The 25245-nt window shown below is 72.4% G+C and carries 18 protein-coding genes and 1 pseudogene; all 19 read left to right on the top strand.

What is annotated here, in order from left to right; genetic code table 11:
- The first annotated feature begins 111 nt into the window (after nucleotides 1-111).
- The 19 genes and pseudogenes from radC to proB all read left to right on the top strand — a co-directional run bounded on the left by radC (nucleotide 112) and on the right by proB (nucleotide 25218).
- Nucleotides 112-630 carry a RadC family protein gene (gene radC, locus ELR47_RS06155; protein WP_130649095.1) on the top strand — a complete coding sequence of 173 codons (519 nt, stop codon included), beginning with the start codon at nucleotides 112-114 and terminating at the stop codon, nucleotides 628-630.
- A 214-nt stretch (nucleotides 631-844) separates the two neighbouring features.
- Entirely contained in the window at nucleotides 845-1888 is a 1044-nt protein-coding gene (locus ELR47_RS06160; protein ID WP_268234462.1) for a rod shape-determining protein, read from the top strand.
- Nucleotides 1889-1921: 33 nt separating this feature from the next.
- On the top strand, nucleotides 1922-2878 hold the full coding sequence (gene mreC / locus ELR47_RS06165; protein WP_165403875.1) for a rod shape-determining protein MreC: 957 nt from the start codon (nucleotides 1922-1924) through the stop codon (nucleotides 2876-2878).
- Complete coding sequence (mreD, locus tag ELR47_RS06170) at nucleotides 2875-3390, top strand: rod shape-determining protein MreD (RefSeq protein WP_130649097.1); 516 nt, start codon at nucleotides 2875-2877, stop codon at nucleotides 3388-3390. Before mreC ends, mreD begins: the two co-directional genes overlap by 4 nt.
- A gap of 266 nt (nucleotides 3391-3656) precedes the next feature.
- Entirely contained in the window at nucleotides 3657-5702 is a 2046-nt protein-coding gene (gene mrdA / locus ELR47_RS06175; protein ID WP_130649098.1) for a penicillin-binding protein 2, read from the top strand.
- Between the two features lie 73 nt (nucleotides 5703-5775).
- Nucleotides 5776-6954, top strand: a complete 1179-nt coding sequence (gene rodA / locus ELR47_RS06180) for a rod shape-determining protein RodA (protein WP_130649099.1) — start codon at nucleotides 5776-5778, stop codon at nucleotides 6952-6954.
- Nucleotides 6955-6958: 4 nt separating this feature from the next.
- Nucleotides 6959-8104, top strand: a complete 1146-nt coding sequence (locus ELR47_RS06185) for an MFS transporter (RefSeq protein WP_130649100.1) — start codon at nucleotides 6959-6961, stop codon at nucleotides 8102-8104.
- Nucleotides 8105-8352: 248 nt separating this feature from the next.
- Complete coding sequence (locus tag ELR47_RS06190) at nucleotides 8353-10386, top strand: TIGR03960 family B12-binding radical SAM protein (RefSeq protein ID WP_130649101.1); 2034 nt, start codon at nucleotides 8353-8355, stop codon at nucleotides 10384-10386.
- Between the two features lie 68 nt (nucleotides 10387-10454).
- Nucleotides 10455-11219: a TIGR03936 family radical SAM-associated protein gene (locus ELR47_RS06195; protein ID WP_165403876.1), complete on the top strand. Its 765-nt coding sequence runs from the start codon at nucleotides 10455-10457 to the stop codon at nucleotides 11217-11219.
- A gap of 16 nt (nucleotides 11220-11235) precedes the next feature.
- A complete protein-coding gene (locus tag ELR47_RS18615; protein ID WP_130649103.1) occupies nucleotides 11236-13905 on the top strand; it encodes a ribonuclease E/G in 2670 nt (889 codons plus the stop codon).
- Between the two features lie 142 nt (nucleotides 13906-14047).
- Nucleotides 14048-15346 carry a hypothetical protein gene (locus ELR47_RS06205; RefSeq protein ID WP_130649104.1) on the top strand — a complete coding sequence of 433 codons (1299 nt, stop codon included), beginning with the start codon at nucleotides 14048-14050 and terminating at the stop codon, nucleotides 15344-15346.
- A gap of 37 nt (nucleotides 15347-15383) precedes the next feature.
- The gene (locus tag ELR47_RS06210; protein WP_130649105.1) at nucleotides 15384-15857 is read left to right on the top strand and encodes a GntR family transcriptional regulator; all 474 of its coding nucleotides are present in this window, start codon (nucleotides 15384-15386) and stop codon (nucleotides 15855-15857) included.
- Between the two features lie 111 nt (nucleotides 15858-15968).
- On the top strand, nucleotides 15969-17921 hold the full coding sequence (locus ELR47_RS06215) for an ABC transporter ATP-binding protein (protein ID WP_130649106.1): 1953 nt from the start codon (nucleotides 15969-15971) through the stop codon (nucleotides 17919-17921).
- The gene (locus ELR47_RS06220) at nucleotides 17918-19747 is read left to right on the top strand and encodes an ABC transporter ATP-binding protein (protein WP_130649107.1); all 1830 of its coding nucleotides are present in this window, start codon (nucleotides 17918-17920) and stop codon (nucleotides 19745-19747) included. Before ELR47_RS06215 ends, ELR47_RS06220 begins: the two co-directional genes overlap by 4 nt.
- Before the next feature lie 99 nt (nucleotides 19748-19846).
- Nucleotides 19847-21607, top strand: a complete 1761-nt coding sequence (locus tag ELR47_RS06225) for an aldehyde dehydrogenase family protein (RefSeq protein ID WP_130649108.1) — start codon at nucleotides 19847-19849, stop codon at nucleotides 21605-21607.
- Nucleotides 21608-21890: 283 nt separating this feature from the next.
- Nucleotides 21891-22193 (top strand): 50S ribosomal protein L21, encoded by a 303-nt coding sequence (rplU, locus tag ELR47_RS06230; protein WP_130649109.1) that lies wholly within the window; start codon nucleotides 21891-21893, stop codon nucleotides 22191-22193.
- Nucleotide 22194: 1 nt separating this feature from the next.
- Nucleotides 22195-22452 (top strand): 50S ribosomal protein L27, encoded by a 258-nt coding sequence (gene rpmA / locus ELR47_RS06235; RefSeq protein ID WP_130649110.1) that lies wholly within the window; start codon nucleotides 22195-22197, stop codon nucleotides 22450-22452.
- 169 nt (nucleotides 22453-22621) lie between these two features.
- A pseudogene (obgE, locus tag ELR47_RS06240) lies at nucleotides 22622-24036 on the top strand (GTPase ObgE); the annotation flags it as partial.
- A 51-nt stretch (nucleotides 24037-24087) separates the two neighbouring features.
- A complete protein-coding gene (proB, locus tag ELR47_RS06245; protein ID WP_205745477.1) occupies nucleotides 24088-25218 on the top strand; it encodes a glutamate 5-kinase in 1131 nt (376 codons plus the stop codon).
- The last annotated feature ends 27 nt before the right edge of the window (nucleotides 25219-25245 follow it).

The following is a 25245-nucleotide window of genomic DNA, read 5'->3' on the forward strand; positions in this document are numbered from 1 at the left end:
CCAGCGGCGCGTGCCGCCGTACGCGTGGTTGTCCCCAGCCCGCGAGCGGCCGGACGGGCGGGCGCCGTGGACCTCCGGCAGACTGACGCCCTCGACCACGAGGGAGCGGGCATGGGCGTCACCGGTACCACGGGCACCGCCGCGGTGATCGCGGCCGGGACCTGGAGCGCGGGTACGCCCGGTGGCCAGGTCGCCCTGCTCCCCGCATGCCGGGCATGCGATCCGACGACCTACGTCCCCGGTGGACCCGAGCGGACGGTCGTCGACCGTCCGGAGGTCGCCGCCGACCTGCTCGTCCCCGAGCTCGCCCGGCGCGACCGCGAGCGCTGTGTCGCCGCGTTCCTCGACACCAAGCACCGCCTGTTGCGGATCGCGACGGTCAGCATCGGCTCCATCGACCACACGTTCATGGCCCCCCGCGAGGTGTTCCGCGAGGCCCTGCTCGTCAACGCCTCGGCGCTCGTGCTCGCGCACAACCATCCCTCGGGTGATGCCACCCCCTCCGGCGACGACGAGGCGGTCACCCGCCGCCTGGCGCGGGCCGGGGAGCTGATCGGCGTGGAGCTGCTCGACCACCTCGTGGTGGGGGGCCGCCACTGGGTCAGCCTCGCCCGGCGTGGGGTGTGGTGAGCGAGCCGACCGACGACTCGAGGGGTCCGCCGCATCGTGTCGGGACGGCCACCCTCGGACGCGGGTCCGGGGCCCAAGTGTTAGCATCGCCGCGGCCCGTGGGGGGACGCGTTCGCGTCGGACGCCCCACCCGGTGCGGCACTCGCCTCCAGCCCCTCGACGGCGTCAGCGGGGGTCGCGTTTCCTCCTTTCCCCGAGCCCGGCAGGTCGTCCCGTGGCTGCGAATCTCGGCAACACCTTCCAGTTCCTCGGCCGCGACATGGCCGTGGACCTCGGCACCGCGAACACGCTCGTCTACGTGCGCGGGCGCGGCATCGTCCTCAACGAGCCGTCGGTCGTGGCCATCAACACCAAGAACGGCGCGATCCTCGCGGTCGGCGCCGAGGCCAAGCGCATGATCGGCCGTACCCCGGGCCACATCATGGCGATCCGGCCGCTCAGGGACGGTGTCATCGCCGACTTCGACGTGACCGAGAAGATGCTGCGCTACTTCATCCAGGCCGTGCACAAGCGCCGGTTCCTGGCCAAGCCGCGCGTCGTCGTCTGCGTCCCCTCCGGCATCACCGGGGTCGAACAGCGCGCCGTCGAGGACGCCACGATCCAGGCCGGCGCCCGCGCGGCCTACATCATCGAGGAGCCCATGGCCGCGGCCATCGGCTCCGGTCTGCCGGTCCACGAGCCGGCCGGCAACATGGTGGTCGACATCGGTGGCGGCACCACGGAGGTCGCCGTCATCTCGCTCGGTGGCATCGTCACCAGCCAGTCGATCCGCATCGGGGGTGACGAACTCGACGACTCGATCATCTCCTACATCAAGAAGGAGTACTCGCTGATGCTCGGCGAGCGCACCGCCGAGGAGATCAAGATGGCGATCGGCTCGGCGTTCCCGCTGGCCGACGAGCCCCATGCCGAGATCCGCGGTCGTGACCTGGTCTCCGGGCTGCCCAAGACGATCATCGTCAGCGCCGACGAGATCCGCAAGGCCATCGAGGAGCCGGTCAACGCGGTCATCGACGCGGTCAAGAACACCCTCGACAAGACGCCGCCGGAGCTCGCCGCCGACATCATGGACAAGGGCATCGTGCTGACCGGCGGCGGCGGCCTGCTGCGCGGCCTCGACGAGCGGCTCAAGCACGAGACGGGCATGCCGATCCACATCACCGAGAACCCGCTGTCGTCGGTCGCGATCGGCTCGGGCAAGTGCCTCGAGGAGTTCGAAGCCCTCAAGAAGGTGCTGATCTCCTCCTCGCGTCACTGACCACCGGCGGTGTTCCAGCGTCGACGCGCGCGCGTGCTGCTCGTCGCTCTCGTCCTGCTGTCGCTGGTGCTGGTCACGATCGACTTCCGTTCCGAGGGCGACGGCCCGCTCGACCGTCTCCGAGGCGGCATCACGACCGTCTTCCGGCCCGTGCAGGACGGGCTGCTGACGGTCGTGCGGCCCATCGGTGACGCGTTCGGCGGCGTGCGCGACGTGTTCCGGACCCGCGCGGAGAACCAGCGCCTGCGCGACGAGGTCGCCGCGCTGCGGGGCCGGCAGCGCTCCGTGATCGACATCCAGCGCGAGAACGCGGAACTGCGGGAACTGCTCGATCTCCGCGACGACACCGGGGTGGACGCCGTCGCCGCGCGCGTGGTCGCCCTCGGGCCCACCGGTTTCGAGTGGACGGTGGTCATCGACGTCGGCAGTGCGGACGGGCTCCGACGCGACATGCCGGTCGTCAACGGCGACGGGCTGGTCGGACGGGTCATCCAGGTCGAACCGAACGCGGCGCGGGTGCTGTTGGCCATCGACCCCAACTTCGGCGCTCCCGCCAGGCACGCGGCCAACGGCGAGACGGGCACCGTCGTCGGCCGGGGCGGCGACCCGATGCTGTTCCAGCCGTTCGACCCGGAGGCCGAGATCGAGGTCGGTGACGAGATCGTCACCTCCGCCTACCAGTCGGGGGCCTTCCCCGGTGGCATCCCGATCGGCTCGGTCGCCACCGTCGGTGACGTGTCCGCCGGTCTGGTCCTCGACGTCCAGGTGCAGCCGTTCGTCGACTTCACCCGGATCCACCACGTGCTGGTGGTGACCAGCGAACCCGTGGCGGAGCTGGCCCCCTTCGAGGACGCACCCGATCCCGAGTTCATCCCGCCGCCCGGTCCGGCCATCGTCGACCAGGACGAGGAGGCAGCGGGCGACGAGGCAGCCGACGGCGAGGCAGCCGACGGTGGCGCCGCCGAGCCGGACGACGGGGGCGAGCCGTGATCGTGCGCGTGCTGGCCGTCGGGCTGCTGCTCGTGACCGGCGCCCTGCTGCAGACCGCCCTGTTCCCGCTCGTCACGATCGGCGGCTTCCGGCCCGACCTGCTGCTGCTGGTCACCGTCGCCGTCGCCCTGCGTGACGGCCCCCTGTCCGGCCTGCGGGTGGGCTTCGCCGCCGGCCTGCTCACCGATCTGCTCGTCAGCCAGTCGCCGGTCGGGCTCGCCGCACTGGTGTTCACCGTCGTCGGTCTCGCCGTCGGCCTCGCCCGGCCCTATCTCGCCCTCGAGTCGCTCACGGCGCCCCTCATCGTCGCCTTCCTGTCCGGACTGCTCGGTACGGCCGGGTACGGGCTGCTGTCCCTGCTGCTGGGTGAGGACCGCATGACGCCGACGCTCCTCGTCCAGGGGTCCGTCGCCGTCGCGCTCTACAACACCCTGCTCGCCCCGGCCGTCCTCGCCCTCGTACGCCCCCTGTCCCACCACTTCCCGCTGTCGGGACCCGGCACGCTGGACTGAACCCGGGGCCGGGACCGGCGGGGGCGCCGGTCTTCCGGCGTGCGAGCGGATCCCGGGGCAGCGTTGCGGAGAGGGGGCAGGCGACGTCAGGAGGGCGGGGTAACTGCGGGTGGTGGTGGGAACACGGTGGGCTGCGGGCGCGTGCTCGCGGCACTGGTACCGTTCGCCTCCGTCCCTCCACCGCGAAGGACGTCCGGCGAACCGCCGGTCGTGGCCACTGCGGCCAGCCAGACCCTGCACGCCCTTCGCACCCCCTGGTGAGTGGCATGGCGAACGCCGATACCTCGCCCGCACTGCGCCTGACGTTCCTGACCGTCCTGGTCCTCGCGTTGTTCGTGGCCCTCTTCTCGCGCCTGTGGTTCCTGCAGGTGCTCGCCGGCGACCGCTTCGCCGAACTCGCCGACACCAACCGGCTGCGCACCGTCTTCGTCGATGCTCCCCGTGGGCGCATGCTCGGCGACGACGGCACCGAACTGGTCCGCAACCGCCCGTCGCTCACCATCAGCGCCGACCGGCAGCTGCTGCTCGACGGTGCCGGCCGGCCCACCGACGAGACCGCCGAGAAGGTCCTCGACCGGCTCGGCGCCCTGCTCCAGCTCGAGCGTGACGACGTCGTCGAGCGCCTGACGAGCCAGCACTACAGCCCGCTCGGACACGTGCCCGTTGCCTTCGACGTCACCCAGGAGGTGGTGTTCGCCGTCCGGAGCCAGCAGGAGTTGTTCCCCGGCGTCATCGCCGAGGTGCTGCCCGTGCGCACCTATCCGCACGGCGACCTCGCCGCGCACCTCGTCGGCTACCTCAACCAGATCAGCCAGGACGAGCTCGCCGATCCGGCGTTCGCGGAGTACCGCGGCGGGGAGCAGGTGGGACGCACCGGCCTGGAGAACGTCTACGAGTCGGACCTGCGGGGCCGGCCGGGACGGCGCACCCTGCAGGTCACGGCCCGCAACACCGTCGTCGACGTCGTGGGGGAGACCGAGCCCCAACCCGGCAACGACCTGGTCACCTCCCTCGACCTGGATCTGCAGCGGGCGGTGGAGACGCTGCTGGAGGCGGGCATCGTCGCCAGCCGCGACGAGCTGCACACCGTCAGTGGCCGCAACCTGCCCTCGCCGGCCGGTTCGGCGATCGTGCTCGACGTGACCGACGGTCGGGTCAAGGCCATGGCGTCGTATCCGACCTTCGATCCGAGCGAGTTCGTCGGGGGACTGTCCACCGACTACGCGCGCTACCTGTTCCCGAACCTCGAGGCCGGCGACGAGGACACCCACGCGCCGATGCTCAACCGGGCCATCCAGGGCGAGTACCCGCCCGGGTCCGTCTTCAAGACGGTGACCGGGGCGGGCTTCATGGAGGCAGGCCTGGTCGGTCCGTACACCGCGATGCCCTGTCCCGGCTCCTGGGAGCTCGGCGGGATCACCTTCCGCAACTGGAACCCGGCCGACGAGGGCGCCATGGGGATCGCCGAGGCCCTGCGCCGCTCCTGCGACACGTACTTCTACGAGTTGGCCCACCGACAGTGGCAGCGCGAACAGAGCCAGGACGACGTCGAGGAGATCCTTCCGACGATCTCCGAGCGGATGGGGTTCGGTCGACGGCTGGGCATCGACCTGCCCTCGGAGCTCGCCGGGCACATCCCCAGCCGCGAGGACAAGTACAACACCTGGCTCGAGCGGCGCGACCTGTGGTGCGCGCAGGCCGAGGCGGCGGACCCCGGCTCCTACCGTCGGGCCGTGCTGGAGGACAACTGCGCGACCGGTGGGACCTGGCGCGGTGGCGACGCGGTCAACACCTCGATCGGTCAGGGCGAGATCCTCACGACACCCCTGCAGGTGGCGGCGCACTACGCGGCGATCGCCAACGGCGGCACGCTCCACCAGCCGTTGATCGGTCAGCGCGTGGTCGCCCCCGACGGCGAGGTGGTGCGCGAGATCGAGCCCGAGGTGATCGGCGAGCTCGGGCTCGACGACGCCGAGCTCGGGGAGATCCAGCGCGGCCTGCGCGAGGTCGTGATGCACGAGCGCGGCACGGCCTACGGCGCCTTCCGGCGTGGGGAGCCGTTCCCGCTCGGGGAGTACCCGGTGGCCGGCAAGACGGGCACCGCCGAGCTCAAGCCCAAGGTGCCCTACGCCTGGTTCGCGGCCTACGCCCCGGCCGACGACCCCCGCTACGTCGTAGTCGTCAACGTCGAGGAGGGCGGTGGCGGCTCCCAGACCGCGGCACCCATCGCCCGCAACATCTTCGAGCACCTGTTCGGCATCGTGGACGCCGCGGACAACGAGTTCGTCACCGGCGACGCGATCTACGACTGAGCGCAGGTTCGTTGTGCCCGGCCGCCGGCCGGGTCGTCGGCACCGTCGAGCGCGCACGACAAGGAGGTGGAGGATGGAGGTCGGCTACGGGCAGGACCGCACCCAGCGGTTGATGCGTGAGCGGGTCCAGGACCGGTGGATGGACGCCTACGCCCCGGTCAAGCACCTCGACCCCATCCTGGTGCTGACGGGCCTGGCGCTGACGGGCGTCGGCATCGTGATGATCTACAGCGCCAAGCTCGCGGCACTGACCCAACAGGGCCTGCCGCCGACGCTCTACGTCAGCCGCCAGCTGATCGCGCTCGTGATCGGCGTCGTGGTGCTCGTCGCCGCGGCCGTGATCGACTACCGGCACCTGCGCAGCTACACCGCGGTGCTGTATGCGGGTTCCCTGGCGTTCCTGGTGCTCGTACTGACCCCGCTGGGCACCGCCCGTGGCGGTTCCCAACGCTGGATCGTGCTGGGCGGTTTCCAGCTGCAGCCCTCCGAGGTCGCCAAGGTCGCCGTGCTGATCACGCTGGCCGCCTGGCTCCACGAGCGCAAGGGCGAGCCCTGGCCGCCGACGCTCGGCATCGCCCTGGGGCTGACCGTCCTGCCGATGGGCCTGGTGTTCCTGCAGCCCGACCTCGGGACCTCGTTGGTCTTCCTGTGGCTGCTCGCGGTGCTGCTGCTCGTGGCCAACCTGCCCGCCCGCTACCTGGTCGGGCTCGGGATCGCCGGCGTCGGCGCGGTCGTGTTCGCCCTGACCCAGGACGTGCTCGACCAGTACCAGCTCAACCGGCTCACGGCGTTCGCCCGGGCGGGTGACCCGAGCCTGGACCGCACGTTGCGGTTCCAGACCGAGCAGTCCGAGATCGCCATCGGCTCGGGACAGATGTTCGGCAAGGGCCTGTTCCAGGGCACCCAGACCGCGCTCGCGTTCGTGCCGGAGAACCACACCGACTTCATCTTCACCGTCGTCGGCGAGGAGTTCGGCTTCCTCGGCGCCGGAGCGGTGCTCGCGCTGTTCCTCGTGCTGATCTGGCGCGGCCTGCGGATCGCGGTGCTGGCCAAGGACCTGTTCGGCACCCTGCTGGCCGCCGGCGTCGTGGCCATGTTGGCGATGCAGGTGTTCATCAACGTGGGCATGAACGTCGGGATCATGCCGGTCACCGGCATCCCCCTGCCGTTCGTCAGCTACGGCGGTACCTCCCTGATCGTGTGGTTCGGCCTGATGGGGCTGCTCCTCAACGTCCACATGCGCCGGTTCTGAGTCGATGACGACCACCTCCGACCCGGCCGAGGCGACCGGCTTCCGCCTCTCGCGCCTCGCGTTCGTCGGCGGCTTCCTCGGCTTCTTCGTCTCGGGTGGGGTCGCCTCGCTCTACGGTCCTGCCGCGCCGACCTTCCGCCGCCTGTTCGACGTCAGCGAGTTCGTCTCCGGCCTGCCGGCGACCGTGCACCCGTTCACGTCGCTGTTCGGGATCCTGCTGTGGGCCTGGGCCGCCAGGCGGGCCGGGTCGGGTCGCTGGTTGGCCATCGGGGTGGCGGTGCTGGGCCTGGGGGCCCTGGCCGTGGCCGTGGCCCCCTCCATGGCGTTGGTGCTGCTCACCGCGGCCGGACTGGGTGTCGGCTTCGGCCTGCTGTCCAACGGCATGAACTCGGTCTACCCGCTCGACACCGGTCCACGGTCGGCCACGATCGTCGCCTGCATGCACGGGGTCTTCGGCCTCGGGGCGGTGACCCTGCCGCTGGTGCTCTCGGTCGCCGGCCACCGGGTCGCGTTCCTGCTGGTCGGCGCGGTCGCGCTGGCCGCGATCCCGCTCATGCGCACCACCGCCACGCCGCCGCGACCGGCGATCGACCTCGGTCGACGGCCACCGCCGCGGTCGCACGTGATCGCGTTCTCGCTGGTCTTCGGGACCTACGTGGCCGCGGAGGCCGCGACCGCGACCTGGCTGGCCACCTACGTGGAGTTCCGCGGCTGGCAGGCCGACGCCGCCGCCCGCTGGACGTCGGGGTTCTGGCTGGCCATCACCGGTGGGCGGTTCCTGTTCGCGTTCGTGCTCGCGCGCGTGCAGCCGGGGCGCCTGATCCAGGCGGTCCTCCCGGTCGCGGCCCTCGCCCTGGCTGCCGCGAGCGTGCCGGCGTTCGCGCCCTACGCGCTGGTCGTGGCCGGGTTGTGCTTCGCGCCGGTGTTCCCCACCGCCATGGTCTGGTTGCCGCGGGCCCTGCCCGATGCCCGTGGCGCGACGACGGCGGCGGTGCTCGCGGCGATCACCGGCGCGACGATCTCGCCGTTCCTGGTCGGCCTGATCGGGACCGTCGCCGGGCTGGCGACCATCCCGGTCGCCCTCGCCTGCCTCGCGGTCCTGGCCAGTGCCGTGGCGATCCTCCTCGGCCGGCGTTTCGGCAACGGGTGAGCTCCGGCGCCGGTCGCCCCCCGCGTGCGGGTGCAGAGGGCGTTGGTACGCTCGTCGCGACCTGGAACCGGTCCGTGGCGCGGTGCGCCCGACGTCGCGCCAGGGCGTGCGGTGCCTCGCCGTCCGCGCCCGCACGTCGCTCGCTCCCGACCCTCGCTCGCCCGTGACCGCCGTTGCGACGGCCGGGCACCGTCGAGGTCCCGCCGTCCGGTTCCCGGCCACGCCTGCCCAACGGCTTCGGAGGATCCATGCTCGGCACTGCGCCGACGACGTCCGTTCCCGCCACGCCGCCCCGCGGCGCGCGCGGTGAGTTCCGCCTCCCCGGTGAGGCGGCCACGGTGCCGCCCGGATACTACGAGGCGCTCGAGCCCCTGCTGCCGCGGGTGCGCAAGCCCGCCCAGTACGTGGGCGGGGAGCACAACCAGGTGGTCACCTCGTGGCGGGCCGTGCAGACCCGTTGGCTGCTGTGCTACCCGGACACCTACGAGGTGGGCCAGCCCAACCAGGGCATCCAGATCCTCTACGAGCTGCTCAACGAGCGCGCCACCTCGATGGCGGAGCGCGCGTACGCACCCTGGATCGACCTCGAGGAACTGCTGCGTGAGCGCGGCATCCCGGCGTTCTCCCTCGAGGCGCACCGACCGCTGTGGGCCTTCGACGTCTTCGGGGTCTCGCTCCCGCACGAGCTCGGGCACACCAACCTGCTCAACCTGCTCGACCTCGGTGCCGTGCCGATCCACGCCGACCAGCGCAGCGTCGAGGACCCGATCGTGCTCGTCGGCGGCCACGCCGCCTACAACCCCGAGCCGCTGGCACCGTTCATCGACGCCGCGGTCATGGGGGACGGCGAGCAGGTCACCCTCGAGGTCGACGACGCCGTGCGCGCCTTCAAGGCCACCGGATCGACCGACCGCCGGGAACTGCTGCGCCGCCTGGCGGCGGTCGAGGGCGTCTACGTCCCGGCCTTCTACACCCCGCGCTACACCGACGACGGCCGGCTGAAGCAGACCGTTCCGACCGAAGCGGGCGCTCCCGCCATCGTCCCCAAGCGCACCATCCAGGACCTCGAGGAGTGGCAGTACCCGAAGCAGCAGATCGTCCCGATGACCGAGACGGTCCACGAGCGCTTCAGCGTCGAGATCTTCCGCGGTTGCACCCGAGGGTGCCGCTTCTGCCAGGCCGGCATGATCACCCGGCCGGTCCGTGAACGGCGGCCCGAGACCATCCAGAAGCTGGTGGAGGAGGGCGTGCGCAACACCGGCTTCGAGGAGGTCGGCCTGTTGTCGCTGTCCTCGGCGGACCACTCCGCAATCGGCCCGGTGGCGCGCGATCTCGCCGACGCCTACGAGGGCACGGTCACGTCGCTCTCGCTGCCCTCGACGCGTGTCGACGCCTTCAACGTGACGCTGTCCAACGAGTTGTCGCGCAACGGCCGTCGGACCGGCCTGACCTTCGCCCCCGAGGCGGGCTCCGAGCGCATGCGCGCGGTCATCAACAAGATGGTCTCCGAGGCCGACCTGCTGCGTACGGCCGAGGTCGCCTTCAGCGAGGGCTGGCGGCACATCAAGCTCTACTTCATGGTCGGACTTCCCACCGAGACCGACGAGGACGTGCTGGCCATCGCCGACCTCGGGATCCGGACCTACGAGATCGCGCGCAAGCACGGCCGTGCCAACAAGGTCACGATCTCGGTCGGTGGCTTCGTCCCCAAGCCGCACACGCCGTTCCAGTGGGCGCCGCAGGACCCGCCCGAGGAGATCCGGCGCAAGCTGTCGATGATCCGTCACGCCATCAAGGACCACGGTGGCCTGAAGCTGCGCACCAACGACCCCGAGGAGGGGGTCATCGAGGGGCTGCTCGCCCGCGGTGACCGGCGGGTGGCACCTGCCGTCGAGCGGGCCTGGCGCCTCGGCGCCCGCTTCGACGGCTGGCACGAGATGCCCACGCTCGACACCTGGCGGCAGGCCATGGACGAGACCGGTGTCTCGCTGGACTGGTTCAGCTACCGCGAGCGCGACGAGAAGGAAGCGCTGCCCTGGGACCACCTCGACAGTGGGCTCGAGAAGAGCTGGCTGTGGGAGGACTGGGAGGACGCCCGGTCCGACAAGCAGCTCGACGACTGCCGCTGGTCGCCCTGCTACGACTGCGGCGTGTGCCCCGGTCTGTCGATCGAGCACGACACCGGCTACAGCGGCGGGTTCTCGCTGCCGGTCCTGCCCTCGAACCTCGGCGGCAAGGACACGCTGCCGACCACGCCCGAACGCTACGCCGCCGGCGGGTAGGGTTCGCCCACCGACCGACGGTCGCCCCCGGACGGCCTCCGCCGTCCCGACCGCCACCTGGAGGACCCGTGCAGCAGCAACGGATCCGCATCCGATGGACCAAACAGGGCCGCACGCGCTTCGTCTCGGCGCGTGACCTGACGTCCGTCTGGGAGCGGGCGCTGCGCCGGGCCGACCTGCCGATCGCGTACTCGGAAGGCTTCACCCCGCACGCCAAGGTGTCCTTCCCCGATGCCCTGTCGGTGGGGTACGAGTCCACCGGCGAGTACGCCGAGTTGACCTTCGCCGTGCCCATCGCCCCGGCCGGTGATCTCGCACGGCTGTCCGCGACCCTTCCCGAGGGCATGGACATCACGACCTACCTGGAAGTGCCCGACGGCGCGCCGAAGTTGGCGCGCATGCTGCGGGCCACCCTCTGGGAGCAGGAGTGGCCCAGCGCCGATGCCGCCGCCCTGGCGGACCTGCTCCGGCGACGCAGCGACGCGTTGCTCGCGGCGGACCGCGCCGAGGTCGTCCGACACCGCCCCGACGGCGACCGGACGATCGACGTGCGCCCCGCGATCCTCGCCCTCGCCGTGTCGTACCGCGCCGGCAGTGGTGGCGGCGACGCCACCACCGACGGCGCGCGCACCGTCCTACGCGCGGTGCTCCGCAACGACGGCCCGACCGTTCGACCGCACGACCTCAAGGCCGCACTGTCCCACGACGACGTCGCCGACCCACCGATCACCCGCCGGGTGGCCCAGGGCGAGCACGTCGAGCAGGGACTGCGCGAGGCCCTCAGTGGCCAGGTCGAACCGCTGGTGCTCGACGTCGACGCGGAGGCCGCCTGACCAAGCGAGTCCTTCAGTGACCGACCCGACGACGCCCGACAACCCCGAGAACGAGGAGCGCACCTCCAGCACCGACGAGGCCCCGTCGACCCGCCGCCGTGAGCGGTCGAGGTCCGGCAGCGCGTCGGGCACCACGCGTACCCGCAGCCGCAGCCGCCGTGCCCCGGCCGACGACACACCCGCCGAGGCGTCGACCGACGCCGCGCCTGACGAGGCCGTCGACGAGGTGCCCGCGGAGGTCTCCTCCGGCGAGGCGGCCGCCCGGGAGGCCGCCTCGCCGGACGACGTCGACCCCTCGTCGGCCGCGAGCGGCGACGAGGTGGTCGACGCCTCGGAGGGCGGGGACGTCGAACCGGCCGCCGGCGGACGCAGTCGCTCCACGCGCAGCCGCAAGACCGCGGGGCGCAAGACCACCTCGCGCAAGACGGCGGCGAAGAAGACCTCCCGCAAGACGGCGGGGAAGAGGACCGCGGACACCACGTCGGCGGACGCCGGGCCGGACGATGCGGCCACGGCCACGGCCGCGGACGTCGACCCGTCCGACCCGGACGTGGCGGCGGCCTCGCGCGGCACGGACGATGCCGAGGACGCGGTCGCCGTCGCCCCGGACGCCGACACGGACGAGGACGTCGAGACGTCGGCGACGTCCACCGGCGCCGATCCGGCCGCATCCACGGACACCGAGGCGCGCGACGCCGCGTCCGAGGCGTCGACCCCGGACGAGGACGAGGACGGCGAGGGCGGTGGCCGTCGCCGTCGCCGTCGTGGCCGGCGAGGGCGCGGCGGTCGTGGTCGTGGTCGTGGGGGCAAGGGCCGGTCCGAAGGGGCCGGTGGCGACGACGACGCATCCGGTCGCGACGACGCATCCGGTCGCGACGACGGCACCTCCGGCGGTGCCGCCGGCAAGGGCGACGCCGACGGCAAGGGTGGCGACGCCGACGGCAAGGGCGGCACGAAGCACCAGGACCGGGGCAAGGGCGAGGGCCGGGAGGCCGCCGCGGACGCCGACGGCGGGCAGGACGCCGACGACGACGTCGAGGCGGCGATGGCCAAGGGCGGCACCCGGCTGGCGGCCAAGCGTGGTCGACGCAACGGTGGCAACGGTGGTTCCCGCAACGGCGGCAGTGGCGGTCGTGGGCGCCAGCAGCGGCCCGGCGGGGTCTCCGAGGAGGTCCGCCGCGCCATACTCGAGGGCCCGCCACGCACGATGCTCGTGACCGCCCGTGAGGACCGCACGCAGATCGCGGTGCTCGAGGACCGCACCGTCGTGGAGCACTACGTCACCCGCAAGGAGGACGTCACCTTCGTCGGCAACATCTACATGGCGCGGGTGCAGAACGTCCTGCCGGGCATGGAGGCCGCATTCCTCGACATCGGCAAGGGCCGCAACGGCGTGTTGTACGCCGGCGAGGTGCTCTACGACGAGCTCGACCTGGAGGAGGGCGCCGAGGAACGGATCGAGAACGTCCTCAAGCCGGGCCAGAAGGTGCTGGTGCAGGTCACCAAGGACCCGATGGGTTCGAAGGGGCCGCGCCTGACGATGCACCTGTCGCTGGCCGGCCGCTACATGGTGCTCGCCCCGAACTCCGACCTGTTCGGCATCAGCCGCAAGCTGACCGACCGGGAACGCGACCGTCTTCGCAAGGTGGTCAAGAAGGTCAAGCCGTCCGAGCACGGGGTGATCGTCCGCACGGCGGCGGAAGGTGCCAGCGACGACCAGCTCACCGCCGACCTCGAGCGCCTGCTCGCGAAGTGGCGACGGGTCGAGGAGGCCGCCGACGGGGCCAAGGCCCTGACACCGGTCTACGAGGAACCGCCGCTCGTCGTCAAGGTCATCCGTGACAACTTCGGTCCGGAGTTCGAGCGCTGCATCGTCGACGAGGAGGACCTCTACCACCAGGTCCGCGACTACCTCGACGAGGTGGCCCCGGAGCTGCTCGACAAGGTCGAGCTCTACGGGGCACCGACCACCGACGCCCGCTCCAAGGCGGCCGGTGCTCCCTCGGCCGACGGCAGCACCCCGGCCGACGACGCCGTGGCCGAGGCGACGCCGGTCGCGACGGACGCGGACGGCCACGACACGCCCGACGACGGTGACGGTGACGGCGACGCGAGCAGCCAGGGCGAGCGGGTCACCGACCCGCAGGTGCAGGCCGAGCTCGACTCGGGAACGGTCGACCTCGAGGCCGCCCGGGAACGACGCAAGGACCTGCCGGCGCTGTTCGACGCCTACGACGTCTCCGACCAGCTCCGCAAGGCCATGGGCAGGAAGGTCTGGTTGCCCTCCGGCGGGTACCTGATCATCGAGACCACCGAGGCGATGAAGGTCATCGACGTCAACACCGGCAAGTTCACCGGCAACGGTGACACCAACCTCGAGGAGGTGGTCCTCAAGACCAACCTGGAGGCCGCCGACGAGATCGTTCGTCAGCTGCGTCTGCGGGACATGGGCGGGATCATCGTCATCGACTTCATCGACATGCTGCTGAAGTCGAACCAGGAGCAGGTCGTGCGACGGCTCAAGCGTGAACTGCTGCGCGACCGCACCAAGACCCGCGTCTCGGACGTCTCCAAGCTCGGCCTGGTGCAGATGACGCGCAAGAACGTCAGTCAGGGGCTGGTCGAGTCCTTCAGCCACACCTGCCAGGAGTGCGACGGCCGCGGGCTGGTCAGCGAGATCGACTGACCTCGCCCCTTGCGTGGGCCCGCGAGGTCGTGCCCGACGCCCCGCCGCTGTCGGCGGGGCGTCGGCGTTTGTATCGAATGCTTGACACAAACCCGGACGTTGGTTTGTATCAATCTCTTGACACAAACCAAGGGGCCGGGGCATGAACAGGCAGGACGTCGGCACGCACGAGTCGATCGGGACCGGCGACGGGTCGCCCGGCGGGAGCGACGGGCGCGGAGAGCGTCGCGGTGGTCGCGGCGCCGTTCTCGTCGCGGTCGGGCTGGCGGTCGCCGGCCTCGTGCCGCTCGGGCTGGTGGCGCAACCGTCGTCGGACCCAGCGTCGGCGGGATGGCCGTGGGCGCTCACCGGCGCGCTGGTGCTGCTGCTCGCCGCGGCACTGTGGGTCCCGGCCGCGCGGTGGGTGCGGTGGCCGGCGGCGGACCGCCGTGCGTCCGTGCGCGCCGTCGCCGGTGCCGTGCCGCTCGCCCTGGTGGTGATCGCGGTGGCGACGGTCGTCGCGGTCGCCCTCGTGCTGCTCGTCGACCTGCCGAACGCGGCGATGTTCGCCGCACTGTGGCAGGTGCCGCTGCGGCCGACGGCCCTGCAGGTCGTCGTCCCGGGAGTCGTCGCCCTGGTCTACGCCGGCCGACGCGTGACACCGCTCGCCGCCGAGGTGTGGGCCGCCCGCCGGCACCTGCCGCCGGCCACCGCCCCCCTCGTGCGGACGGAACTGCGGCGCCTGCGCCTGTGGCGGACGGTGCCGGCGGTCACCGGCGCCGCGTTCGCGGTCGCACCGTCGATCGCCTACGACCTCGCCCTGGACGTGCTGGGCACGCCACCGAGCGACCAGGTGATGGCGCTGCTCGACCGCTACAACGTCTGGCCCCTCGACCCGCTCACGCTCGCGCTGGCGGGCTATCTGCTGGGTGCGACGGTGGGCGAGGCGACCCGGCGTCGGCCGGCACCCGGTCCTGACGGCAGTGCGTCGCTCGAGGTCCGGACCCCGGCCGCCTACCTCACCGGCTGGGCGCGCTGGCTGGCGCCCGCCTTCGCCGCGGTCGCCGTCGTCGCGGGGTTGGTGGCCTGGGCACGGTTCGGCGTCCTGCCCGATGCACCGCTGGCGGTCGCCGTCGTCCTCGCGGCCGGGGTCGCCGGCATCCAACGCTGGGTGGTGCGTCGCCCGCAGCGCGGCCTGGACGGCGGACGCCTCCTCCTCGACGACGTCCTGCGCTCCTCGGCCGCCCATGCCACGGCCGGGGCCGCCGGGGCGCTGCTGCTGGTCCTCGCGATCGCCTCGGTGCAGCGGGCGGTGATGGGACCCGAGGCGCTCGGTGGTGGCGTGCTCGGCCTGGTGCTCGGCCTGGCGGCGATCTTCGGGGTCATCGCGCTCTGGCTCGGGTACGGCTCGGGGCATCGCGGTCGGGTGCCCGCCCGGCCGGCCGCGTCGGTGCGCCGATGACGGCCGTCACCCCGCGCACGGCCACCGGGAGCCCGACATGAGAGTCGCCGTCGAAGCGGGTTCGCCCGTACCTCCCTACGAGCAGCTGCGGGCCCAGATCGCGGGACTGGTCGCCAGCGGCGGCCTGCCCGCCGGCCGCCGGCTGCCACCGATCCGGCAGCTCGCGGCCGACCTGGCGATCGCCCCGGGAACCGTCGCCCGGGCCTACCGCGAACTCGAGCAGGCCGGTCTCGTCGTCAGTCGCGGTCGGCGCGGCACCCGCGTCGTCGATCACCCGCCCGTCGAGGTCCCGCCCGACACGCGCGGGCGCCTGCAGGCCGCGGCCGAACGCTTCGCCGCGACCGCGCAGCAGTTGGGTGCCGCACCCGAGGACGCACTCGCGCTCGTGCGTCACGCCCTCGAGGAGGGGGCCGCCGTCGGTGCGCCCGTCGAGGCCGCGGACCGCGCTCCCGCCGCGCCGAACGGGACGGCACCGTACGGTGATGGTGAGCGTCCGGCGACCACGGGCTGAGGGCGCGCGTTCGGCCGCACCGGGCCGGACGACGGACCGGCATTCGAAGCTTGCCGAACCTCGCGGCGCCCCCGTCGAGAGGTGTCGAATCGAGGCGGTAGTCTCGGCACGATGAGCGCCGTGAACTCCCGCCCCACGCCACGCGCCCGCGACGGCATCGTCCGGCGTGGCGCCGTCGTCGTCGCCCAGGCCCTGCGGTCGGCCCCTCGACCGTTCGCCTGGGGCATGGCCGGTGCGACCCTGTACGCCGGCATGACCGTCGCCTCGTCGCTCGTGCTCGGCTGGGTGACCGACGAGGTCATCCTCCCCGCCTTCGACGACGGGGCGTACGACCGCGGGCTGCTCGCGCTCGGGCTGGCCGGCATCGTCGGCGTCGCCACGCTCAAGTCGATCGGGGTGTTCGGCCGCCGCTACGGCGCCTACGTCGCCCAGTACGGGCTCCAGGCGGACTACCGGCGCCAGGTCACCCGCCGCTATCTGCAGCTGCCGATCTCCTGGCACCGACGCCACCCGACCGGCGAACTGCTGTCCAACGCCAACGCGGACGTCGAGTCGGCGTTCTTCGTCGCGGCCCCGCTGCCGATGGCGTTCGGGGCCACGCTGTTGCTGCTGATCACCGGGTTCCTGCTCGTGGCCACCGATCCGTTCCTGGCCGCCATCGGCTTCTCCGTCGGCCCCCTGCTCGGCCTGGCGAACTGGTACTACCAACGCAAGATGCGCCATGCCGCGACGGTGGCACAACAGGCGCGGGCCGAGGTGTCCGAGGTCGCCCACGAGTCGTTCGACGCCGCGCTGGTCGTCAAGACCATGGGGCGCGAGGCCGCCGAGGCCGGCCGGTTCCGGGGCATCTCCGAGGACCTGCGCGACAAGATGATCGTGGTCGGGCGTCTGCGGGCGTTCTTCGACCCGGTCATCGAGGCCCTGCCCAACATCGGGATCCTGCTGATCCTGCTCGTCGGTGCCATGCGGGTGCGCGACGGTGCCCTCAACGCCGGGGCGTTGGTGACCTTCGCCTACCTGTTCCGTCTGGTCGCCCTGCCGATACGCGTGTTCGGGTGGTTGCTCGGCGAGCTGCCCCGCGCGATCGTCGGCTGGGACCGCGTGCAGCGCGTCCTGACCGCGGTCGGTGACATGGTCTACGGGCGCCACCGCGACACGCGCGACGGCGGCGCCGAGACCGGGCTCGAGGAGGTCGGCTACCTCCACCCGAGCAGCGACCGTGAGGACCTCTCGGCGGGCAGTCCCGACCTCGCCGTCGGACGACCGGAAGCCGAGCCGGTGGCCGGTCAGGCGCCACGCGCCCACACGGGCGCCGACGCCGGCGTGCCCGCGCCCCGCGGGGTGACCGGCCTGACCTTCGACGTCGAGGCGGGCCGCACCATCGCGCTGGTCGGGCCGACCGGATCGGGCAAGTCCACCGTCGCGGCGTTGCTGGTGCGGCTCTACGACCCCGACACGGGCGTCGTCACCTTCGACGGCCGCGACGTGCGCGAACTGGACCGCGACCGGCTCGCCGCCGACGTCGCCATCGTGTTCCAGGAGGCGTTCCTCTTCGACGACACCATCCGGGAGAACATCACCCTCGGGGCCGACCACACCGACGAGGAGGTCGAGGCAGCCGCGAGGCTCGCGCAGGCGCACGACTTCGTCTCCAGCCTGCCCGACGGCTACGACACCGAGGTCGGCGAGCGCGGTGCCAGCCTCTCGGGCGGGCAACGCCAACGCATCGCGCTGGCGCGGGCCCTGATCCGCAAACCCCGACTGCTGGTGCTCGACGACGCCACCTCGGCCGTCGACCCGTCGGTCGAGTCCGCCATCCTGCGCGGCCTGTCGGACGCCGCCCTGCCCTCCACGGTGGTCGTCGTCGCCTACCGGCGCGGATCGATCGCCCTCGCCGACGAGGTGGTGTTCGTCCGTGACGGCCGCATCGCCGGCCGCGGTGCGCACGTGGACCTGGTCCGCGACGTACCCGCCTACGCCGCGCTGGTCACCGCCTACGAGGAGCAGGCGCGAGAGGCGGATGCCGAACGGCGCGCCCACGCCGGGGGAGGGACACGGCGATGAGCGCGACCACCACCTCGTCGACGGTCACGCCGACGCCACCGGAAGGGGCGTGGCGGACGTTGGTCCGCGGGATCTCGCTGAGCCCCGAGCTGCGCACGGGTCTGCCCGCCACCCTGCTGCTCGCCCTGCTCGCCACGGCCGGTCGCGCCATCGTGCCCATCGCGGTGCAGCGGACCATCGACGACGGCCTCGGCGGTGCCGGTGGCGGCGTCGACCTCGGGGCGGTCACCACCGCCGTCGTCCTGGCCGGGATCGCGGTGCTGATCACCGCCGCGGCCAGCGGCTGGATGAACTGGCGGTTGGCCACGGTCGTGGAGACCGCGCTGTCCAATCTCCGGGTGCGGGCGTTCCGGCACATCCACGACCTGTCGATGCTCCACCAGGCCACGCAGCAGCGCGGATCGCTCACCGCCCGGGTCACCAGCGACATCGACGAGATCAGCCGGTTCATGCAGTGGGCCGGGCTCAACCTCATCACCGCCACCGGGCAGTTGACCGTCTCCTTGCTGGTGATGCTGTACTACTCCTGGCAGCTGACCCTGGTCGTGCTGGTCGTCTTCCTGCCGTTCCTGTTCGTCGCCCGGGCGTTCCAGGTCCGCCTCACCGCCGCCTACCTCGCCGTGCGTGAGCGGGTCGGCCACCTGCTCGGTGCACTGGCCGAGACGGTCGTCGGTGCGCCGGTCGTGCGGGCCTACGGCATCGAGCGCCGCACCCAGCGGCGACTCGACGGGCGCATCGAGGACCACCGCAGCGCCGCCATCCGGGCCGGCAGGCTCTCGGCGCTGTTCTCCGGCAGCGGTGAGGTCTTCGCCGGCGTGGCGACCGCCGGCGCGGTCGCCACGGGGGTCTTCCTCGGCATCGACGGCGATCTCACGCCCGGCACGGTCCTGGCGTTCCTGTTCCTGATCGCCCTGTTCGTCGAGCCGGTCCTGATGGCGACGGAGGTCATCAACGAGGGGCAGACCGCCGTGGCCGGCTGGCGCCGCGTCCTCGACGTCCTCGACCTCGATCCCGACGTCGCCGACCCCGCCGACGACGGTGTCGACCTGCCCGACGGTCCGATCGGCGTCACCTTCGACCACGTCGCCTTCCGCTACCCGCGGGTGGGCGAGTCGGGCCGTGACGCGTCCGGGCCGCTGGTGCTGCGCGACGTCCACCTCGACATCGTCCCGCAGACGCGGGTCGCCGTGGTGGGGGAGACCGGATCCGGCAAGACCACCTTCGCCAAGCTGCTCACCCGCCTGATGGACCCCAGCGAGGGCCGCGTGCTGCTGGCCGGCACCGACCTGCGACGGGTGCGCTTCGACTCGCTGCGCCGACGCGTGGTCATGGTGCCCCAGGACGGGATGCTGTTCGACGGCACCATCGCCTCCAACGTCCGTCAGGGGCAGCCCTCCATCGACGACGACGACCTCGAGCTGGCGATGGTCGAGCTCGGCCTGGCCGACTGGGTCGCCGAGCTGCCCCAGGGGCTCCAGACGCGCGTGGGGGAGCGGGGCAACGCCCTGTCGGCCGGGGAGCGACAGCTGGTCGCCCTCGCCCGTGCCTACGTCGCCAACCCCGACCTGCTCGTGCTCGACGAGGCGACCTCCGCGGTCGATCCCGCCACCGAGGTCCGCCTGCAGCGGGCACTGGTCGGGCTCACCAGCGGGCGCACGACCATCACCATCGCCCACCGGTTGTCGACCGCCGAGGCCGCCGACGAGGTACTCGTCTTCGACGGCGGCGAGCTCGTCGAACGCGGTCCCCACGGCGACCTGGTCGACGGCGGCGGCATCTACGCCGGCCTGCACGCCAGCTGGCGTGCCGGCACGCACAGTCGGTGACCCGGCTCCTCGTCCGGCGACCGGGCGAGCGCGGGGCGGCGCTGGCTACCCTCGGCGCGTGTGCGCACCGGCGTGGGGTCGGCGTCGCGAGGAGGCAGCATGACGGCGAGCTGGACGGGGACCCTGGCCATCCCGGAACCGGGTGACGGCATCCCGCCCACGGCACCCGAGGCCATCGACGCGGCCTTGGCGACGCTGCGTGAACGGGCCCCGGTCTGGATCGACACGGACGTCCCCGCACGCCTCGCGCTGCTCGAGGAGCTCGTCGACGACACGCTCGCCTCGGCACCCGCCTGGGCGACGGCTGCGGCTGCGGCCAAGGGCATCCGCAGCGACTCGCCGCTGATGGGGGAGGACTGGATCTCCGGTCCGGTCATGGTGCTGCGCAACCTCCGCCTGCTGCAACGCAGCCTCGGCCAGATCGTCGAGACCGGCCGTCCGCAGCCACCGTCGCTCGAGGTCGCGGCCAACGGGCAGGTCGTGGCGCGCGTGTTCCCGTCCGACACCGTCGACCAGCTGATGTTCCCCCAGTTCACCGGGGAGATCCGCCTGCGTCCCGACGTCCCACTCGACCGGGCCGAGGCGCGCATCGGTCGGATCCATCGCGAAGGGACCGTCAGCGAGCCGACGGTGGCACTCGTGCTCGGCGCCGGCAACGTCTCCTCGATCGGGCCGATGGACGCCCTCTACGAGCTGTTCGCGCGCAACCGCGTCGTGCTGCTCAAGATGAACCCGGTCAACGCCCACCTCGGCCCGCACGTCGCCGCCGCGTTCCAGCCGTTGGTGCGCGAGGGCTTCCTGCGCATCGTCTACGGCGGTGCCGAGGTCGGTCGCCACCTGACCGATCACCCGGAGGTCGACACCATCCACGTCACCGGGTCGGACAAGACCTACGACGCGATCGTGTTCGGCACCGGGGAAGCGGGCGCGCGCCGCAAGGCCGCCGGTGAACGCCGTCTCGACAAGCCGGTCACGGCAGAGCTCGGCAACGTCAGCCCCGTCATCGTCGTCCCCGGTCCCTGGAACGACAAGGACCTCGCCTTCCACGGCGACAACATCGCCTCCATGCTGGTCAACAACGGCGGGTTCAACTGCATCGCTGCACGCGTGGTCGTCCAGCACCGGCAGTGGGCCAAACGGCGCAAGCTGCTCGACGCCGTGCGCGACTCCCTGCGAGGCGCGGAGCCGCGCGTGCCCTACTACCCGGGCGCGGTCGACCGGTGGCGGCAGTTCACCGACGCGCACCCGAGCGCCGAATGGTTCGGGGACGCCCCCGACGACGACCACCCCGACCGTTTGCCGTTCACGTTGATCCCGGACCTCGACGCGCACACGATCGACGACGTCGCCTTCACGACCGAGGCCTTCTGCGGCGTCTTCGGCGAGGTGGCACTCGACGCCCCGCGCTCGGTCGCGGACTACCTCGAAGCCGCGGTCGCGTTCTGCAACGACACGCTGTGGGGAACCCTGTCGGCATCGCTCCTGGTGCACCCGGACTCGCTCAAGGACCCGGAGATCGCCAACGCCGTGGAGCGGGCCATCGACCGGCTGCGTTACGGCTCGGTGGTGGTCAACCACTGGTCCGCCGTGCCCTACGGCATGGTGTCCACCACCTGGGGCGCCTACCCGGGCGCCGAGCCGACCGACATCCAGTCGGGCACCGGGGTGGTGCACAACACCTACCTGCTCGAGGACGTGGAGAAGACGGTCGTCCGTGGCCCGTTCCGCCCCCCGATGAAGCCGGTGTGGTTCCACACCCACCGGGGCGCCGCGAAGCTCGCTCCCAAGCTGGCACGTCTGGTCGCCACCGGTGAGCGCCGCCAGGTGCCGGGCATCCTGTGGCAGGCCGTGCGCGGGTGATCACTGCCCGGCCCCCGGTGCCGACGAGCGGTCCGACGGACGGGCCGCGGCGCCGGTTGACCGGTCCGGGCCCCCGCCGGTACCTTCCCCGGACGCGCGTGGCCCTACGCGGCCTTTCGCGCGCTCGTCTCGCCCTTCGCCCGACGCCCCGGTCCTCGAACGACCGACTCGCCACGCCCCGTGCGCTGGCACACGGCCGGAACGGCACCGGGACCGGGACGGATCAGCGACCTATCACGTGACGCCTCGGCATGCGGGGCGCCGGCAGACCGAGGAGGCCACCGTGTACGCGGTCATCGCGACGGGCGGCAAGCAGTACCGGGTGCAGCCCGGTCAGGAAGTCACGATCGAGAAGCTGACCGGTGAGGTCGGTGACGCCGTCGAACTCGTACCCGTGCTGGTCGTGGGTGACGAGGGCGACGTGACCGCGGGTGGTGACCTCGAGGGGCGCGCCGTGCGTGCGACCATCACCGGTCACGACAAGGGTCAGCGCATCCGGGTGTTCACCTACAAGAACAAGTCCCGGCAGCACAAGCGGCGGGGCCACCGCCAGCACCGGACGACCGTCCGCATCGAGGAGATCTGACATGGCGCACAAGAAGGGCGGCGGCTCGTCCAACAACGGCCGCGATTCCAACGCGAAGCGCCTCGGCGTGAAGAAGTACGGCGGCGAGACCATCCGTGCCGGCGGCATCATCGTCCGTCAGCGTGGCACCAAGGTGCACCCGGGTGAGAACGTCGGCCGTGGCGGCGACGACACGCTGTTCGCGCTCGCCGACGGTGCCGTCAGCTTCCACAAGACGCGCACCCGCACCACCGTCTCGGTCCTGCCGACCCAGGACTGACGACGACGAACGACTCCACGTCGAGGGCGGCCCGCACGGGCCGCCCTCGACGTCGTTCCTGACGGCCCGTCCCCCGGTCGGCGGCGCGGTGCGGCCACGATCTCCGCCGGCGCCTAGGCTTCGACGAGCGCTTCCCCGGCCGACCGTTCCCCAGCTTCGGAGCACACGCGTGGACACCCCGAGCTTCGTCGACGAGTGCACGGTGCACGTGCGCGGCGGTGACGGCGGCAACGGCTCGGTGTCGATGCGCCGGGAGGCCCACGTGCCCCGCGGCGGCCCCGACGGCGGTGACGGTGGACGTGGAGGCGACGTGGTGCTGGTCGCCGACCGCAACACCACCTCGCTGCTCGACCTGCATCGCACGCCCCACCGGCGCGGTGGCAACGGCGGCCACGGCTCCGGACAGAACCGCACCGGCGCAGAAGGGCGCGACGAGGTCATCCCGGTCCCGTTGGGCACCGTGGTCCGTGAACGGGACACCGGGGTGGTCCTCGCCGACCTGGTCACCGACGGGCAGCGCTGGGTGGCCGGACGGGGCGGTCGCGGCGGCCGTGGCAATGCGGCGTTCGCGACCCGCTACCGCCGGCTGCCACGCTTCGCCGAGCGGGGGGAGAAGGTCACCGACCGTTCCCTGCGGCTCGAGCTGAAGGTGATCGCCGACGTCGGCCTGGTCGGCTTCCCGTCCGCCGGCAAGTCCTCGTTGGTGTCGCGCCTGTCCTCGGCGCGCCCCCGCATCGAGGCGTGGCCGTTCACCACGCTCACGCCCCACCTCGGCGTGATGCGGGCCGGATCGGACGCCGAGGGGCAGCCGATCGACGTGGTGCTCGCCGACGTGCCGGGCCTGATCGAGGGCGCCGCGGAGGGCAAGGGCCTCGGGATCCAGTTCCTGCGCCACATCGAGCGCTGCCTGGTGCTGCTGCACGTGCTCGACGCCGTGCCGATGGAGCCGGATCGCGACCCGGTGCGCGACCTCGCGGTCCTGCGCGAGGAGTTGCGTCGCCACGACCCGACGCTGCTCGAACGCCCCCAGCTGGTCGTGCTCAACAAGCTCGACCTTCCCGACGGCGAGGCGATGGCGGACCTGGTCCTCGAGCAGCTCACGGGCGCCGGCGAGGAGGTGCTGACGGTGTCGGCGATCTCCGGCGTCGGCCTCGACGCGTTGCGCTACCGGCTCGGGGCCCTGGTCGCCGCGGAGCGCGAGGTGCGCGGTGACGTGCTCGTCGAGACCGTCCCGTCCACCGACGAGGAGGTCGTGCTGCGGCTGAGCTCGGCCGGTGAGCGGGACTTCACGGTCACGCCGAGCGACGAGGGCTACGTCGTCACGGGGGAGCGCATGGCCCGGTGGGTGCAGATGCTGCCGCTCGAGGACTGGGAGGCCGTGCGCTACCTGCAGGGGCGGCTGCGACGGGCCGGGGTCGAGAAGGCGTTGGTCGACGCCGGTGCCCGCAAGGGCGACGAGGTCGTCATCGGCGACCTGGTGTTCGACTTCGACCCGGACCTCGACGACCTGCCCGCCGAGGAGCGCGAGGCGATCCTCGCCGGCGAGCACGACCCCGAGGACGTCGGCGACGACGGGCTGTCCGACGACGGTGCCTCCGAGGAGGAGGAGCGCGGGGACGAGCCCGAGGTGGGAGCGTGACCGACGGGTCGGCACGCCGCTTCGCGCGCCCCGCGTTGTGCGTGGTGAAGGTGGGCTCGTCGTCGTTGCGCGGGCACGACGGTCGGCTCGACCGCGGGCAGGTCGCCAACATCGCCGAGCAACTGGTGGCCGCCCAGCAGGCGGGCACGCGGGTGGTGCTCGTGTCGTCGGGTGCCGTCGCTGCCGGCATGGGCCTGCTCGGCCTCGAGCGGCGTCCGACCGACCTGCCGACCCTCCAGGCATGCGCGGCGGTGGGGCAGGGGGAGCTGATCCACGAGTACCAGCAGGTGTTGGCCCGCTCGGGTCGGGCGGCCGCACAGATCCTGCTCAGCCAGGACGACTTCGTGCGCCGGGGCCGCTACCTCAATGCGCGCACCACGCTGCGGCGGCTGCTGGAGCTCGGGGCGATGCCGATCATCAACGAGAACGACGCGGTGGCCACCGAGGAGCTCGCCTACGGTGACAACGACCACCTCGCCGCGCTGGTCGCCTCGATGCTCGACGCGCAGCTGCTGGTGCTGCTCAGCGACGTCGAGGGGCTCTACGACGCCGATCCGCGCACGTCCGCCGAGGTCGGACTGATCGAACGGGTCGACGACGTCGACGCACTCGACGACGCCTCCATCGGCGGGGTCGGGTCCTACGTCGGCTCCGGCGGGATGCGGACCAAGGTCGGCTCGGCCCGCGTCGCGGTGCGCTCGGCCACGCACACGGTCGTGGCCGACGCCCGGCGGCCGGGCGTGCTCGCCGAGGTCGTCGAGGGCGGCGCGGTCGGTACCTGGTTCGTGGCGCAGCCGCAGCGGCTCGAGGCCCGACGCCTGTGGATCGGCTTCGCGCTGCGCGCCCACGGGCAGGTCCATGTCAACGACGGGGCCGTTCACGCGCTGCGGGTCGGGGGCGCCTCGCTGCTGTCGGTCGGCGTCGTGCACGCCGACGGCGAGTTCGCGTCCGGCGACGCCGTCGAGGTGCGCGGTCCAGACGGTCGGCTGGTCGCCCGGGGCCTGAGCAACTACTCGGTCGACGACCTGCGCCGGATCGCGGGACGGTCCACCAGCGACGCGGCCGAGGCGTTCGGGTCCGGGTTCGCCCGCGAGGTCGTGCACCGCGACGACCTCGTGCTCCTCTGACCCCTCGGCACACCGACGACGGCGGGC

The sequence above is a fragment of the Egicoccus halophilus genome (assembly GCF_004300825.1).
Taxonomy (GTDB): Bacteria; Actinomycetota; Nitriliruptoria; order Nitriliruptorales; family Nitriliruptoraceae; genus Egicoccus; species Egicoccus halophilus.